This window comes from Kumtagia sp. (assembly GCF_059502445.1).
Genome location: NZ_JCACER010000054.1, coordinates 1 through 16,639, shown reverse-complemented (window position 1 = coordinate 16,639; position 16,639 = coordinate 1). Strand labels below are relative to the sequence as shown.

10 protein-coding genes are annotated in these 16,639 nt (G+C 64.9%); 4 read left to right on the top strand and 6 right to left on the bottom strand.

Going from position 1 to position 16,639, the window contains the following annotated elements; all coding sequences use genetic code 11:
• Nucleotides 1-137: 137 nt before the first annotated feature.
• The 4 genes from pseI to AC5JDC_RS16960 form a co-directional block, all read right to left on the bottom strand.
• Nucleotides 138-1,199: a pseudaminic acid synthase gene (pseI, locus tag AC5JDC_RS16975; protein ID WP_495842969.1), complete on the bottom strand. Its 1,062-nt coding sequence runs from the start codon at nt 1,197-1,199 to the stop codon at nt 138-140.
• 83 nt (nt 1,200-1,282) lie between these two features.
• Nucleotides 1,283-2,185 carry an NAD-dependent epimerase/dehydratase family protein gene (locus AC5JDC_RS16970; RefSeq protein ID WP_495842968.1) on the bottom strand — a complete coding sequence of 301 codons (903 nt, stop codon included), beginning with the start codon at nt 2,183-2,185 and terminating at the stop codon, nt 1,283-1,285.
• Nucleotides 2,186-2,264: 79 nt separating this feature from the next.
• The gene (locus tag AC5JDC_RS16965) at nt 2,265-3,389 is read right to left on the bottom strand and encodes an ATP-grasp domain-containing protein (RefSeq protein WP_495842965.1); all 1,125 of its coding nucleotides are present in this window, start codon (nt 3,387-3,389) and stop codon (nt 2,265-2,267) included.
• Nucleotides 3,386-4,438, bottom strand: coding sequence for a PseG/SpsG family protein (locus AC5JDC_RS16960; RefSeq protein WP_495842963.1), 1,053 nt, complete (start codon nt 4,436-4,438; stop codon nt 3,386-3,388). Before AC5JDC_RS16960 ends, AC5JDC_RS16965 begins: the two co-directional genes overlap by 4 nt.
• 520 nt (nt 4,439-4,958) lie before the next feature.
• Here AC5JDC_RS16960 and AC5JDC_RS16955 point away from each other — a divergent pair.
• Nucleotides 4,959-8,084: a hypothetical protein gene (locus AC5JDC_RS16955; protein ID WP_495842962.1), complete on the top strand. Its 3,126-nt coding sequence runs from the start codon at nt 4,959-4,961 to the stop codon at nt 8,082-8,084.
• Nucleotides 8,085-8,102: 18 nt separating this feature from the next.
• Nucleotides 8,103-10,253, top strand: coding sequence for a capsule polysaccharide biogenesis protein (locus tag AC5JDC_RS16950; RefSeq protein WP_495842960.1), 2,151 nt, complete (start codon nt 8,103-8,105; stop codon nt 10,251-10,253).
• Between the two features lie 48 nt (nt 10,254-10,301).
• Here the strand turns inward: AC5JDC_RS16950 and AC5JDC_RS16945 are convergent, their stop codons facing one another.
• Together AC5JDC_RS16945 and AC5JDC_RS16940 are read right to left on the bottom strand one after the other, a co-directional pair.
• Complete coding sequence (locus AC5JDC_RS16945) at nt 10,302-10,961, bottom strand: ABC transporter ATP-binding protein (RefSeq protein ID WP_106775346.1); 660 nt, start codon at nt 10,959-10,961, stop codon at nt 10,302-10,304.
• A gap of 80 nt (nt 10,962-11,041) precedes the next feature.
• Nucleotides 11,042-13,915, bottom strand: a complete 2,874-nt coding sequence (locus AC5JDC_RS16940; protein WP_495842958.1) for a KpsE/RkpR family capsule polysaccharide export protein — start codon at nt 13,913-13,915, stop codon at nt 11,042-11,044.
• A 418-nt stretch (nt 13,916-14,333) separates the two neighbouring features.
• Between AC5JDC_RS16940 and AC5JDC_RS16935 the strand changes: the two genes are divergently transcribed.
• Nucleotides 14,334-15,308, top strand: coding sequence for an ABC transporter substrate-binding protein (locus AC5JDC_RS16935; protein ID WP_495842957.1), 975 nt, complete (start codon nt 14,334-14,336; stop codon nt 15,306-15,308).
• A 242-nt stretch (nt 15,309-15,550) separates the two neighbouring features.
• A complete protein-coding gene (locus AC5JDC_RS16930; RefSeq protein ID WP_495842955.1) occupies nt 15,551-16,570 on the top strand; it encodes a quaternary amine ABC transporter ATP-binding protein in 1,020 nt (339 codons plus the stop codon).
• Nucleotides 16,571-16,639: the final 69 nt, after the last annotated feature.

Genomic DNA, 16,639 nt, shown 5'->3' with positions numbered 1-16,639 from the left:
CTTTTTTTTGCGTCTCCGCTCGGGGGGCCTGGTGGATGCGCGGTCGTCAACCGAGACGACGGCGGAGTCCGCCCGACCACAGGCAGCCGGCTAATGAGCGGCAGTGACCCGCCGCTCATCGACCTGGAGCGGGGCGCTTACCCCAGAAGATCCCAGCTCACCGGCGTGCCCTTCTTGACCGCCTTGCTGACACGCCGGCCGATCAGCGCATCATAGAATTTCGGCGGCAGGCCGAGGCCCGGCCTGATGCTGCGGATGTTGTCGGCCGTCATCTCGCCGCCCGCCTCTATGTCCCTGGTCACATAGAGGGAGCGCCTGCGGGTGCGTCCCTTCTGCTCGGACTCCGTCGCCCCGTAGAAGATCGAGCCCAGCGCCGCCTGCGCCGTCTTCACCTCGTCGACCAGGCTCTTGAACTCGTGCGGCTCGAGCGAGAAGGCCGAATCGACGCCGCCTTCGGAGCGCGCCATGATGAAGTGCTTCTCGATCACGCCGGCGCCCAGCGCCGTCGCGGCGACCGCCGCGCCGATGCCGAGGGTGTGGTCGGAGAGGCCCGCCTCGCAGTCGAACAGCTTCGCCAGATGCGGGATGGTCAGCAGGTTCGAGTTCTCCGGCGAGGCCGGATAGGAGCTGGTGCATTTGAGCAGGACGAGGTGCTTGCAGCCGGCCTCGCGCGCCGCCGTCACCGCGTCGTCGATCTCGGCGATGGTGGCCATGCCGGTCGAGATGATCATCGGCTTGCCGGTCGAGGCGACCTTGCGGATCAGCGGAATGTCGACGCACTCGAACGAGGCCACCTTGTAGGCCGGCACGTCGAGCGTCTCGAGGAAGTCGACCGAGGTATCGTCGAAGGCCGAGCTGAAGGCCAGCATGCCGTGGCTTTTGGCGCGGTCGAAGATCGGCTTGTGCCATTCCCAGGGCGTATGCGCCTCCTTGTAGAGATTGTAGAGGTCGCGGCCGGCCCACAGCGAGGACGGATTGGTGATGACGAACTCGCCCTCCTTGACGTCGAGCGTCATCGTGTCGGGCGTGTAGGTCTGCAGCTTCAACGCATCGGCGCCGGATGCCGCGGCGGCATCGACGATTGCCAGCGCCTTGTCGAGCGAGGCGTTATGATTACCGGACATCTCCGCGATGATGAAGGGCGACGGGTCGTTGGCCCGCTCGGTGCCAGCGAAAAGGATCTGTTTCAGACGGACCATGAGCTTTGTCTCTCGGGGGCTGTGGAGTCTTTCCAAGGTGCTGGCGCCGACCGGCCGCCCGTTCCGGATCGGCGTCACCCATTTCAGGCTTTATCCCATGTGGCAAGGAAATCGGCCAATCCCTGGGCAAGGTTGTAGCGCGGCCGCCAGCCAAGGACCGCGCCAGCATGCGCAATGTCCACGCGCAGCTTGCGCGCCGGTGCCTCGTGCGAGGTGCCGAGGTCGAGGTTGCCGGCATTGCCGAACACCGCATTCACGGTCTCGGCCATTTCGGCGACCGTGTAAGCCTCGCCACAGCCTATGTTGAAGGTGCCGCCGGGGTTGCGCTCGTCGAGCGCCGCTAGGATCGCGCCGACGGCGTCGCGCACATAGAGCTGGTCGACGCTCACCAGCCGGTTGCCCTGCAGCGTCAGCGTGCGCTTGTCGCGCGCCTCGTTGACGAAGCGCATCAGCGCCGGCGTGCCCTTCTCGCCATGACCGTATACGGCGGCGAAGCGCAGGCTGGTAAGCCGCGGCTTGCCGTCGCGCGCATGGAGATTGGCGACCTGCTCGCCCATCAGCTTCGACAGGCCGTAGGCGTTGAGCGGCTGCGGCACCTCGGTCTCGCGGAAAGGCACCTCGTTGCCCGCCGAATAGACGGCGATGGTCGACGCAAGCATGACGCTCGGAACCGCGGCCGCCCTGGCGGCGCGCATCAGCCGCTCCACCGCGAGCACGTTCGGCTCTACGAACGGCGCCAGCAGGTTCGGATCGTCCTCCCGGGTCATGCGCCGGCCGGCGAGGTGCACCACTGCCGCCGCGCCGTCGAGCCGGGCCTTCAGGTCCTCCTCGGAATAGTCAGTCGCGCGAATCGTGAGCCGGCTGTCTTCTGCGGCGCGAGACGGTCCCCCGCGCCCGAGCGCGACAACGTCATGGCCGGCTTGCAGCAGCGTCTCCACCAGATAGCGGCCGATGAAGCCGGATGCGCCCGTCACCACAATTTTCATGGTCGCCTCCTCAATTCGCGCGATGTCGCGATCCGAGAACCGCGGGATCGACATGCTTCAGCTGGCCGAAGCAGCCTCTTCAGCGCTTCCGCACGTAATATCCAACCACTTCGAGCCGGCCGTTGACCGGCACCACCTGCTGTCCGTCCGCGTAGCGGTATTCATGGTAGAGCGCGTCCGCCGGCACCGGGAACCGGCTTTTGTCGAACGCCTGCCCGGGCGGCATCTGCTGGAACATCAGCTCGTAGACGGCGCCGGGCTCCTCGCGTCCCTGCTGCCTCGGTACGGATTCTCCGAGAAGCCGCCGCACCGCTCCGTCGAGGAAGTCGATACCGCGCGCCGCCTTGATCAGCCGCCACACATGGCAGCCGTCCAGACGCGGCGCGATCTCGACGATGCGCGGACCGTCCGGCGTGACGATCATCTGATAGTAGAGCGTGCCGTTCTCGATTCGAAGCGCGCGCGTGACCTCCTCGACCAGCTTGGCCGCGGCCTTCACATGGTGTTCCGGGACGTTGACGATCGGGATCAGGTGGCCGACCGGGATGCCGAAATTCGGACCGGTGTGGACCAGGCGCTCCGACAGCTCGGAGACCACGAGCTCGCCGTCGCTGACCAGCACGTTGCAGGAAATCTCGACACCTTCGAGGAAGGCTTCCAGTATGGCGCGGCGCGGTTCCTTGCAGGCGGCGATCGCCTCGTCCACCGCCGCGGCGAGATCGCCTTTCTCCAGGACCTTGGTGACGCCGCGCTGGCCTTGCGCGTCGGTCGGCTTGACCACGCAGGGAAACACGTTCCAGCCGCGCGCCTCGTCGGCTGAAGCCACTTCCGCGAAGGCCACGGGGCTGAGGCCGCGGCTGTTCAGGAACTCGCGCAGCAGCGGCTTCTTGTTGAAGACGTCGACCAGGCCGCTGTCGAAGAAATGCGGCAGGCCGAGCTTTTCGGACGCCTCGGTCGCGGCGGTGATCGCCACGTCGGAGGAGATCGAGTAGATTATTTCCGCCTGGCGCGCGCGCGCCAGCCCGCAGACGGCGTCGATGTCGCGGATGTCGAGCTTCTCGAAATCGTCGGCGAGCGTCTCGCCGGGGTCGCCGACCTGCCGCCCGGACACCGCCGTGACGGTCCAGTCGCGCTCCTTGAGATAGCGGATCAGGTCGGCCTGGCCCGCATTGGCGCCGAGCACGATGGCAGTGCCGTTCTTCATTTCCGTCTTTCCCTCAGCAAATGCTCGGCAAGCCGGCTCGCACCGCGGCCGTCCACCGCATCACGGCCGGCCGCCGACATGGAAGCGCGACGCTCGCGGTCGGCGATGAGTTCGAGCGCCCGATCCGCCAGCAGGCCGGTGGTGACTTCGGCACGCGGTCCCAGAAACACCGCGGCGCCCAGCTTTTCCCAGGCGTCGCATTGGCGAAGCTGGTTGTCGGCGAGCGCCATCACCAGCATCGGCAGGCCGCAGGAAGCCGCCTCATAGATGCTGATGCCGCCGCCCAGCACCGCAAGATCGCAGCTTGCGAACAGCCCCGCAATGTCCTTCGGCTCGACATGCAGCGTCACGCGATTCCCGGCATTCCGGTCGATCCATGCCTGTATCGCCTGATTGTTGGGGTTTCGTGACCCCGACATGACGGCAAGGCGAACCGTGTCGGCGGTCCGCCCCAGCAGCGCCTCGAGCGTCAGCAGGACCGCGCCCTGATCGTTGCCGCCGCCGAACGACACCAGGACCCTGTCGACTGCGCGCCCGTTCGGCCGCAGATGCGGCGGCGGAAACTCCGACCTGAGCACCGCATAGGCCGGACCGAACAGCATCTCGGTCTCGGGGTTGAGCAGACAGGGGCGCCAGCGCTCGGCCGTCTCGGAGGGGCTGCCGTGCACGATCATGTCGGCCCAGAAGCGGTACGGCTTGCTGGAATCGAAATGCTGCATCCAGACGAGGCCCGCGTCCCGCAGCACCTCCTGGAAGGTCTCGTCGGCGCGGTAGTCGTCGATCACCGCGCGCCGCGCGCCATGGGCACGCGCCAGGGAGACGAAAGTCTCCGCGTCGCTCTCCCCGGATTCCCATTCAGGCACCGGGATCCAGGCATCGAACAGCGCGGCGTCGACGTCGGAGCGATAATCGACGGACGGGCCGACCATGACGCAGCGCTGGCCGGCGCGCCGGAGTTCCGCGGCGAAGGTACGCGAGCGCATGAGATGCCCGATGCCGATCTTCGGGCTCACGTCGCAGCGGAAGATGACCGACGGCTCGCCGCTCACGCAGGCACCGTCCACCAAGCGGGCGAGACGATCGTCCTTGTCCGCGCGATTCGCCAGCCGCCGCGACCGGATGCTCGAGTGACAGCAATTCTCACCGGGAACACTATCTCCTGCCTGCAGGCGAACGCCAGAGGTCATCGAAAGTTGGCGGCGCAGCCCTCGGAAGTCGTCGAGCGGCAGCGTGGCTGTCATAGTCTGCGTATAATCGGGCAGTCAAGGTCCACGTAGCATGCAAATATGGGTGAAACCGTGTCCAGGATGACCATGTCACTTCATGTCCGGCTGGTGAACGCAGATGATTGCATCGTTTGACTTTCGGAGGGATATGACTAAGCACTCTCGCTGGAGCGCAGGATCGGCAGAGTGGCATGACCGGAACGGTCCGGGCGAGGTTGCGGTAAATGAATGAAGGCGTTGATCGTGACCCGATTGCTATCGCTTGTCCGCCCTGCGAAAGTGGCCGGCTAGCCGAAAAATATCGTGCTACCCACGAAATTCGGTCGCGGGAGTGGAGCGTTTCATGACGGTTGTTAATGCGAAGCCGAAACGTGGCAGGCTTCGGCATGATTGGCGCTACCGTTTTGTCGCCGGCCGCGATCGGCTATTGACCGAACTCGGCATCGAGCACTACGCCTTGGAACTCTATGGCGCCTGGACCGCCTCGCACGAGCGCATCGTGCAGAGCTTGGCTGAGTTTGCCAATGCGCGCCCGAAAACCGAAGCGACCGTCGGTTTTGGCCTGAAGGCGCTCGGGCTACGGAGAACCCAAAAGCTCTACCAGGCCGGCCTGATGACGCTGCGTAGCCGTCAGGGCGCTCACCACGACGCTTTGCCGCAATTGCTGGAGGCGATGGCCGAGTTCGAGCGCTTCAGCCGCGCCGCACCCCTTTCCGCAGCACGCAGAGTTCGTGAGCTGCTGTCTACGGACGAAGGCAGGAACGAACTCGCCCTGGCCGCGGGAAAAGCGCTCGACAAACATCCCGATAGCCCGTTTCTGATCTATCTGCGGAGCGCCTCGCTGGCGAAAGGCGGCGATCTCTCCAACGCCCATGATCTGGTCACGGCGGCGATCCGGCGATGTCAGGAAGCGACGGCGTCAGGCATCCTCACTGAACGGATCGACCGCCGCTACAAGAGGCTTGAGAGTGCCTGGCGTGTCGTTGATTGGATATCGCGTGACGAGGCGACTTGGTCCGACGGCAGCATCGGCACGCCCGAATGGGTGAGGTATGACGGTCTCGCTCCATTCGCGGCGGCGCACAACAGAGCTTCCACGAGCGATGCTTATCCCGACGGACAGTCTCCCGATCCCGAGCAGATGCTCGTTTTTTCCGAGCAATTGATTCAGGGCCGCCAGCACGAGCGCTACCTGGAAGCCTGCAAACGCGATTTCGACGATGCGGACGGGATATTCGCCAAGTTCAAGGTCGTGCGGGACATGATGCGCGAAGCCCGGCGTCCCATCGTCAGCTATCGCGCCGCCTATGATGCCGCGCGAGCCTCTTTCGAAGAACTCAGGCCGCGATGGGAGCGATTGGCCGAATTCTCCTATATCGATAGCCGGGCAGGTTCGAGCGCAATGCGCGCAAACGCACGTCAGCTTGCCGAGGCGTTGCGGATCGCCAGGCAATTGCAGTTGGAAGCGGATGTTGAACGGCTGGAACGCTCCTTGCTTTATCTTGCCGGGAAACCTGCCGCCGTAACTGCGCTGTGGTCCGCCTGCAATGCGCTCGTGGACGACAAGACCGATGCTTATATCGGGACAACGATCGCGCTTGTCGCGAAGGCGCGCCGAGCCCCTCAGGCCGTATCGGACATACGGGAATATTTCATCTGGACGCGGCATGTCCGGCGCTACGATCTGGCCCATGCCCTCTTCGACCGTCTGCCGGAGCGGCTCAAGCTCAGCAAAGCGAGCTTGCAATATGCGCATGTCCTCCAACAAGAGGGACAGTTCGCACGTGCGGCCGAACTGGTGCGCGCCATCCATGAAGAGGCGTTGCGGCACCCAGGATCGATCGATCCCAATTTCAGCTGGTCGCAGATCCGCCGCGCCGGAGAGCTGCAGTTCGCCGCCGAAACCGCCGAATATTTTGCCGCCTTTCCCCAGCCATCCGAACCACGCGGCGTGATCTTTCTCGCGCCGCGCAACGTTTCACAGATGCGACAGTATCCGCTGGTCGTGCTCATGGAGATGAAACGACACGGATGGGCGATCGTCCCGCTGACCAAGGGGGTGCTGCCGCTGGAGCCGACCGGCAACGCCAAGATCGACCGCTTTCTAGGATGTCTTACGGCAGACGGACGCTTCGATCCCCGCGTCGCCGAGACGTTCCCCGACATTTCGGGATTCGAGGCGGACGTCGAACAGGGTCGCCTACGTTGGAATGCGATCAGCCTGGATCACATATTGTGGGAGGAAGCGGCAATCAACCGAAGGCGCTATCACGCCGTCTTCACCTGCCCTGCACTCAAACCTTTCCTGGACCGGCTTGTCCACTGGACCAAGATCCATGCCATCCTGCTGTCAGAGATCAGGGACACTCTCGTCTCCGACGGCGCACGTTGCGGTTTCCTCGTGCTGCAGCAGGCCCGGCTACCTGAGGCGATGGTGCGGTTCTACCTGGAGGAGTTCGGTAGTCCGGACGATTATTTCTGCATCCACGCGACCAATGGATACCAGAACTATTTTGCCAACTTCAACGAACCCGTTTCGACGAGAATGGCACTGCGCAACATGACCCGTCATCAGACCCTGCGCACCGCCAGCGCTCCCGAACCCGGTGAATTCGAAGCGTTCTACCAGAAAAACCAGGCACGTGGCGGCGAACTGCTCCAGGCCGTGCAGGAAATAATCCGTGCGCGGCGCGCGACGGCGGGATTGTCGGAACGACTGCCGGAGGCCACGGCATGCGTCAACCGAATCCTTGAGTGGCGCCAGCGCGGAGGCAAGGTCGCCTGCCTGTTCGGCAAGGTCGTCTGCGATTCCTCCGTTCCATTCGACGGCGGTCCGGCGCATGCAAACATGAAGGACTGGCTGAACCACGCGATCGAGTCGGTACGCGACAGCAACACGCTGCTTCTGATCAAGCCGCATCCCCATGAGATCCGCAATGAGATAGGTCTGTTCATGACCGAGCACTTTCCCGATCTCATAGACTGCGACCTTCCGGACAATGTCATCCTGCTCGGCCATCGCTGGTTCGATGTCCACGATCTCGTCGGCCTGATCGATCTCGGCGTCGTCTACAACGGGACCAGCGCCGTCGAACTCGGCGTGCTCGACATACCGTGCGTGCTAAGTGGACACTTTGCACCGATCGACCATCCGATAGGCCATGCGGTGCCGCAAAGCCGAGACCATTTCAGGCGACTGCTGCGTTTTGAGGAGAAGGCAATCGTCGCGCCGGACTTGAAGGGACGAGCGGCAGCGTGGCTCAGCTTCATGAGCGGCGATGGTGTCGCACGGGACTATCGCTATCATGCTAGGCAGATCACCAACAAAAGGTTGCTTCCGCCCTGGTGGTTTCGCGAGGACATCGAGCGTTATCTGGCGGAAGGGGACCGCAACATCGAACTGCTGGCGGAGGAAATCCTTGCGACTGACGCCAGTTCTGCCGCGCCCAACCTGCAGGCCGCGCAGTAGGAGAAATTGAGCCGGCTTATGCATTCGCGCGTATCGATGTTGCCGGATTCGGCGGGTGAGTCGGCCCCCAGCCCTCGCGCGGGACAGGTCCAGGACGAGCCCGCCGCTGCTATGCCCGGATTGGTCAGCGGTCACCCGCGTCGTACAATCGGGCTGACCTCTCGTGGGCTGACGAAAGTCGAGCGAATCTCGGAATTTCTTGACGCGGACACGGTTTATCTCAAGCGCCGGATAAGTTCCTTCTGGCGCGATGACGTCGGGAGTTGCGACCAGCTTGCTGGATGGGGGAAGAAGCCTACGTCGAAAAGGGCGCAGCAGATCGCCGGGAAGTTTGGCCTGCCGTTTGTGGCACTCGAGGACGGATTCCTGCGCTCGGTCGGGTCTGGAAGCGAGGATTCGCCGCTGTCCATCGTAGTCGACGAGATCGGTATCTACTATGACGCGACCGCGCCCTCCACGCTCGAAAGACTGATCGCAACGCCACTGTCCCCAGCCCAAACCGAACGGGCCAAGCGGATCATGAACGCATGGCGCGATGGACGCGTTTCCAAATACAACAAGGCGCGCGACTATGATGGCATCCTGCCGCAACGTTTCGTTCTTGTCATAGATCAGACCTTTAACGACCATTCCATCCAGTTCGGCCTGGCCGACGCCTCCAGCTTTGAGCGCATGCTTGAGGCGGCAATCCGCGAAAATCCGGACAGCACGATACTCGTGAAAACCCATCCCGACGTTTGGGCCGGCACGAAGCGGGGGCATTTCAACCTGAGGTCGATCAAACAGCTTCCTCGGCTTGAGGTTCTCGCAGCCGACTGCCATCCAGCGGGCCTGATCGAAAGGGCCGAAACCGTCTACACGGTCACGTCGCAGGTGGGCTTCGAAGCCTTGATCTGGGGAAAGCCGGTCCGCTGCTTCGGAATGCCGTTTTACGCCGGTTGGGGCCTTACTGTCGACACGATCCCGTCGCCCGACCGCCGCGGCAAGGCGAGCTTGGAGCAACTTGTACACGCCTCGCTGGTCTCGTATCCGCGCTACATAGATCCAGAGAGCGGCAAGCGGTGCGAAGTCGAAGCCGTCATCGAGCACCTGGCGCAACAGCGAAAAATGCGCTCGCGCTTTCCCGAAACACTCCATGCAGCAGGGTTCTCGGCATGGAAGCGGCCGATGATTCGGGACTTCATGGCGGGCACCCGCCTCGATTTTCCGAAACGCCGCCACAAGATCCCGAGTGGCGCCACAGTCGCAATCTGGGGGAACGTCCCTGATGCCTCTGTTCCCGACGACGCGACGCTGATCCGGGTTGAGGACGGTTTTCTCCGCTCCGTCGGCCTCGGGGCGGAGTTGCGCCGATCGCTGTCGTTGGCCCTGGACCCGGTCGGCATCTACTATGATTCCAGCAGGCCGTCGGCGCTGGAGAACATCCTGATGTCGACGGATTTCGACCCCGCTCTGCTGAGCCGGGCAAGGGCGCTGCGCGAACGGCTCGTCGCCGAACGGCTCAGCAAGTACAATCTCGATGCCCAGCCCTGGAAGCGTCCCGACACGCGGGGGCCCGTCATCCTGGTACCCGGGCAGGTCGAGAGCGACGCCTCGATCCGCTTCGGCGCGCCCGAAATCCGCCGTAATATCGACCTGCTGCGGGCCGTCCGGAAGGACCGGCCGGAGGCCCATATCGTCTACAAGCCGCATCCCGACGTCGTCGCCGGACTGCGCGCCGAGGGCGAGGACGAGGCCCGCGCCGCGCAGGAATGCGACGAAATCGTCATGAACGGCTCGGTCGTGCAGATGCTCGACCATGTCGACGAGGTGCACCTTCTGACCTCGCTGACCGGATTCGAGGCGCTGATCCGCGGCAGGAGCGTCACCTGCTACGGGCAGCCTTTCTATTCCGGGTGGGGACTGACCAGCGATGTCGTGCCGGTCGAGCGGCGCACCCGGCGGCTTTGCCTCGACGAACTGGTGGCCGGCTGCCTGATCCTCTATCCGACCTATGTCAGCCGGACCAGCGGGCGCTTCATAACGCCGGAGCAGGCGGTGGACAGCCTCGTCAGGTGGCGCGAGAGCGGCGATGGCGCCATCTCGCCCTCCCACAAGGCGCTGCGGCTGGGCGCGCGCATCGAGCGGCTGTTCCTTTCGCCGCTCGCCTGGCTGCGCGCAGGTCGATAAGCCCGGCAACGACGGCGAGCGGCGGTCGACGACGCGGGCAATTTCGGCTCAGGCGCCGCCCTGTGAGGCCTCGTAGTATTTGATCGCCTTGTTGAGCGAACCGAACTCCAGCAGCCTGCCATTCTCCATGACGACGCCGTGCTGGCAGAATTCCTTCATGATGGAGGTGCTGTGGGATATCAGCAGGACCGTGGAGTCCTTCAGCCTGTCCGACAGCACGATCTTGCATTTGCGCTTGAAGGAGACGTCGCCGACGGCGATCACTTCGTCGATCAGATAGTAGTCGAACTGGATCGCCATCGACACGCCGAAGGACAGGCGTGCCTTCATGCCGCTGGAATAGGTGCGCACCGGCTGCTGCATGTAGTTCCCGATCTCGGCGAAATCCTCGACGAAATCGAGCAGGTCGGGATAGTTGCGGCCGTAGATGCGCGCGATGAAGGCCAGGTTCTCACGGCCCGTCAGCGAGCCGTGCAGGCCGCCCCTGAAGCCGAGCGGCCAGGAGACCGAGGCCCTGCGCTCGACCTTGCCGCTGTCGGGGACCTCCGCTCCGGAGATCAGCCGCATCAGGGTCGATTTCCCCGCACCGTTGCCGCCCATGATCGCGGTGTTTCGACCCGGCACGAAATCGATGGAGACATCGTTGATGACGGATTTGCGGCCCATCCGGGCCGGATAGGATTTGCAGACGTTTTCAAGATGGATCATGGCTTCAGCGTGCCGGTACTCGATATTCCAGCGATGCGATGCGGGCCGTCGCAGCCGGCCCGCATCGATGTCGCTCTCGTCTACACCGTATGATCGCGGACCGCCTGCACGATCAGGTAGCCGATCAGCCAGACGATCGACAGGATGCAGAGGCAGATGAACGTGTTGACCAGCCGCAACGGATACAGTGCGACCTCCGGGACGTTCGGCTCCACCGCGATGGCGAAATAGCGATCCTGCTTGCGGGCTTCCGCCTGCGAGGTCTCCAGGGAAGCGAGCGCGGTGGTGTAGGCCTTCTCGGCGAACTCCTGTTCCAGGGACAGCGCGTTGTATTCCGTCAACTGCGTCGTCAGCGTGCGATCGCCGGTCCCCTGCCCTCCGGAACCGATGCCGCGGCGCTTCTCCTCCAGTTCCGCCGTGTAGGAGGCGATTTGGCGGTCGAGCACGCGCACCGACGGTGAGTTCGAATCGACCGACGACAGCAGCGATGCCCGCCGCGACTTGAGTTCGATGATCGTCTTTTCGATGCCCTGCAGGATAGCCTGGTCCGATTCCGCGATCATGGTCGGGTTCGCTGTCTGCTCGCGATCGCGGAACACGGCGACCGCCTGCCGCGCCAGGACGAGACGATCTTCAGTCCGCGTCACCTCCGCCTGGGCATTCGAGATCAGCTTGAGGCGAGCCTTGGTGGACAGCTCATTGACCAACTCGTCGGACACTTTGAGCACGGCCTGGGCGATCTCGGCAGCGTCGTCGCCGTTGAAAGCCGTAACCTGAAACGTGGTGATGGCCGTGGTCGAGTTGTAGCTGGCATCGACCATCCACCGCCAGTATTTTATGAACTCCTCCAGAGGCATGTTCGGATCGATGCGATAGGCGAAGTCGATCTCCGGCCTGGCAAAGAACTTTCGCACATCGATTCCGAGCTTCTGCTGGATGTCGAGCAGCACCTGCTTGGAGTGGATGTAGTCGATGACGATATAGGCGTCCGCCGCCTGCGTGGTGGAGCCGGTCAGAGCGTTGAGCCCCAGATTCTCGAGCGACGACGTTTCGGTGCCGCGCACGGCGAAACGCATCTCGGAACGGTACTGATCGGACGACATGAAAAGATAGTAGAGACCGACCAGGAAGACAGGCAGGATCACCGCGAGCAGGAAGGACAGACGGGTGGGGCTCAGGCTGCGCCTGGCCTTCTTCGACCCGGCGACCGGCAACAGCTTGTCGAGCGCGGGTTGAAGCGGCGGCGCCTCCGCCGGAGTGACGGGCTTGGGCGCGACGGGTGCTTTCCCGACAGCCGGCGCTTTCGCAACCACCGGCGCCGGCATCATATCCATACCGGCCTTCTTGAAGGCGAGTTCCGTCTTCTTTCGCGCGGCCACCATTCGCGCCTGCGCCTGGGGTGCCGGCTTGGCTCCAGCCGCCTCCAGCGCCCTTTCCGCGGCCGCCTGATGGATCTCGGCCTTTTTCCAGCCTTCTTCGGCTTTGATCAGAGCGGCTTCGAGGTTCTCCTGCGCCAGACGATCGGTCGGGTCTGCCGAGTCCCCGTCGCTCCTGGCCGACAGCACACGGGCGGCATCGTTTCCGGCCCGCCGCCATGCGGCTTCCGCACCCTTGAACTTCGTCTCCACCGGATTTTCCGGCGCTACGGGGGCGGCAGGCTTGGCTTCGGCGGCCGGTGCGGCGGCTGCCGCCTTGGCCGGCACCACAGCCGGCGCTGCCGTTGCCGCCTTGCCATCGTTGCCGGGCGGGGTAGGCTTCACTTCGGCCGGCGCGGCGGCGTCAGCCGGCTTGACCACCTGCAGCCTCGGCGGGGCAGGCGTGACTGCGGCCGGCGCCTGCTGCGGCTTGGCGGGTTCAACCTTCTGCGCCGGCGCGCTGTCCGGCGCGACGGCCCGAACGGGGCCGGCAGCCTCGGCGGCTTTCGCCGGCGCGCCGTCTTGCGCCTGCGATGGTTTCGCCTCGGCCGGCTTGGAAATCGCATCCCCCGAGGGACGAACGGCGGTGGACGGAGCCGGCGCGGCCTCGCGCTTCTCCGACTGTTGAGCCGGGCTGCTCGGAGCGACCGGCCTCGGCGCCGGAGCACTGTCGTTGCGGGCCACCACTTCCAGCTTGGCCACCGGCATCGCCGGCCTGGCCGCCTGCGGGGACGGCGCCGGACTGCCAGCCGTGCCGGCATTCGGCGCGGCCGCATCGGCGCGCGGAGCGGCCGGGATGGGCGGCGCCTGCGTCACGGGCCTGGGCGCAGGAGCGGGACCGCCGGCGATGGGAGGAGATGGCGGGGGAGCCGTGACCGGACGGGCGGCTGGCAGGCTTGCCGCCGGCACGGGCGAAAGCCCCGGCAGCGGCTTTGCCGGCATGGGCGTTACCGGCCTGACGGCGGTTGAGGCCGAAAGCGCCGCCGTCACGGGCGCGGCGGGGCGGATATTTGCGGCCACGGGTGCAACGGCGGGAGACGCCGTGCCCCGGCTCGGCTCCGGCAGCGTGGGCGTGGCCAGGCCGAAAAGCGGCTTCTGCAGCGATTGCAGCGACCGCGCATCCGTCGCGATGGCGGGCGCCGCAACGGTTCTGTCGGCAGGCGGCGCCGGTTGAGGCGTCGCCGCCACGACCGGCGGCGCCGGCTGCGGTGCCGGCCTGCGCTCGGACAGGGTCGATCGGAGCATCTCCAGCGCGCTCGGCGCCGCGGCTGCCGCTTGGGCTGGCGGCACCGGTCGGGCGTCCGGCTGTTCGGTGCCGACGGCCCGGCCGGCTGAATCGCCGGCTGCGGCCTTAGGTTGGGCGAATGCATCGCCGAAGGTGGGGTCGGAGCGCAGGGCTTCGACAATCGCGTCTATGGTGTCGGTTTCGTTCACGTGTGAGCCGTCCGGTTGTTGACCACAGGGAACCTCCCCTTCGACCCGCCGCAAATGCCTGTCGAGTTTGTCAAAATCTCGACAGTACAAGCGCAAGCCCGACAAGACACCGTCGCCGCTCGTCGGCAGCGTCGCAAATCACAGTTCCATCTTATAGGGCGAAACGGGTCGCAATGCACCCCTATCCTTTCGCACCGGCCTCACCGAGGCACCCGCTCGACCGTTACGGCCGCGCAGCCGTGCATTTTCCTCCCCAGCTCATTGGAGCGCAGGCGGAGCCGATTTGCAACTCCTGTGGGACAGACAACCAGCCTGGAAGGCCGTGACCGTATTTTCCTCACCTGTCGATGATGCACGGAGCAATCCGGGCAAAACGGCAGAAAAAGCCACAGCGCTTCATTGACAATCCGACATGCCGTGACGGAAAGTGCTGCGCAGGACGGCGCCGGCATCTCGCTGAAAGCCGCGATTTCGCGCCTCCGCATCAAAAAGAACAAGCCAGAGGGTGAGCAGGAGACTTCAGATGCCTCACGACATACGCATGACCAGGTGGGCGGCAAGCGCCCTTGCGCTTTGCGCGACCGCCTTCCTCGCCTCCGCCGGACCGTCGGCCGGCCAGGAATCCACCGATCCGATCAAGCTGGCGCTGCACGACTGGACAGGCCAGCTCATCACCACCGAGATCATGGGCGAGGTGCTGAAGAAGGCGGGCTACAGCGTCGAATACGTGCAGGCCGACTATCTCGCCCAGTTCGCCGGGCTCGAGACGGGCGACCTGCATGTGGCGATGGAGATGTGGGAGACCACGGGCCGCGACGCCATGGACGCCTCCACCGCCACCGGCAAGACCGAGGTTTTCGGCCCGACCGGCATGAAAGCCAAGGAAGAGTGGTGGTATCCCGAATACATGAAGGAGAAATGCCCGGGGCTGCCGAATTGGGAGGCCCTGAAGGACGAGGCTTGCGCCGAGGCCTTCTCCACCGCCGAGACCGCGCCGAAAGGCCGCTATCTCGGCGGACCGGTGACCTGGGGCGGCTTCGACGACGAGCGTGTCGAGGCGCTGGACCTGCCTTTCGAGGTGGTGCATGCCGGCACCGACGCCGCTCTCTTCGCCGAGCTGGAATCGGCCTATCAGCGCAAGGCGCCGATCCTTCTGTGGATCTACGCGCCGCACTGGGCGCCGGCCAAATACAAGGGCGAGTGGGTGGCGTTCCCCGAATACACCAAGGAATGCTACGGCGATCCCAAATGGGGCTCCAATCCCGACATGGCCTATGACTGCGGCAAGCCGCATGGCGAGATCTGGAAGGTCGGCTGGGCCGGCGTGAAGGAAAAATGGCCCGGCGCCTACAAGGTGATCAAGGCCTTCTCCATCGACAATGACGAGATGGGCGCCATGATCACCGAGGTCGACCTCAACGGCAAGAAGGTGAGCCACGTCGTGGCCGAGTGGATGGGCAAGAACGAGCCGCGCTGGTCGGAGTGGATCAAGAAGTAGGGTGGTTGTCCGTCAGATCGAGGTTCGGTCGCTAGCGTGGCAGAAGCCGTGATCCTTCGCACCCCCCTCTGGCCTTCCGGCCATCTCCCCCGCAAGGGGGGAGATCAGCCGGCCGCCTGGTGCCTGCCAATCACCGAGGAGGCAGAAGGAGCGCCTAGGATGCAACTGCCAATCTCCCCCCTTGCGGGGGAGATGGCCGGAAGGCCAGAGGGGGGTGCGAAGGAACGCCGGCGCTCCTACCAATGAGCAAGAATCAACCCAAGCTCGTCTGCCGCAACGTCTGGAAGCTGTTCGGCTCCGGGGCCGTGGAGTTTTTTGCCGGCGGCAGGACATCGGCGACACCTGAGGAGATCGCCGCGGCCAAGCTGATCGCCGCCGTCCGCGCCGTCGATCTCGCGGTCAACGAGGGCGAGATTTTCGTCATCATGGGGCTGTCCGGGTCGGGCAAGTCGACGCTGGTGCGCTGCCTGTCGCGGCTGGTCGAGCCGACCGCGGGCGAAATCCTGTTCAACGGCGAGAACCTGCTCGCCGCCGGCGAAAAGCGCATGATCGAGATCCGGCGCCACCAGATGGGCATGGTGTTCCAGAATTTCGCCCTTCTGCCGCATCTCAGCGTGCTTGCCAACGTCGCCTTCCCGCTGGAGGTGCAGGGCCTCGAGCGACCGGCCCGGGAGGCGCGGGCGAAGAAGATGATCGAGTTGGTCGGGCTCGCCGGCAAGGAAAGCTTCTTCCCGCGCGAGCTCTCCGGCGGCCAGCAGCAGCGCGTCGGCATTGCCCGCTCGCTGGCGGTGGAGCCAGAGCTGTGGTTCCTCGACGAGCCGTTCTCGGCGCTCGACCCGCTGATCCGCCGCGAGATGCAGGACGAGTTCTTGCGGCTGCAGGCGGTGCTCAAGAAGACGATCGTCTTCATCACCCATGATTTCGACGAGGCGATCCGGCTGGCCGACCGTATCGCCATCATGAAGGATGGCGCCATCGTCCAGGCCGGCACGCCGGAGGACCTCGTGCTCAACCCTGCCACGCCCTATGTCGCCGAATTCACCCGGGCCGTGCCGAAGGCAAAGGTGGTCAAGGTCGGTTCGATCATGAAGCCGGCGCCGGCCGGCCTGAACGGCGCCGCCGTGCCGGTCCGCGCGACGGTTGCCGAGGCCGCGCCGCGCTTTTCCGCCGGCGCCGAGCTGCTGCGCGTCGAGGACGGCGAGGGCCGCACCGCCGGCGCGCTGCACCGCGCCGACGTCGTCGAGCTGATGATGCGGGGGTGAGGATGTTTTCGCTCCTTCGCACCCCCCTCTGTCCTGAGCTTGTCGAATGGGCCGGACATCTCCCCCGCA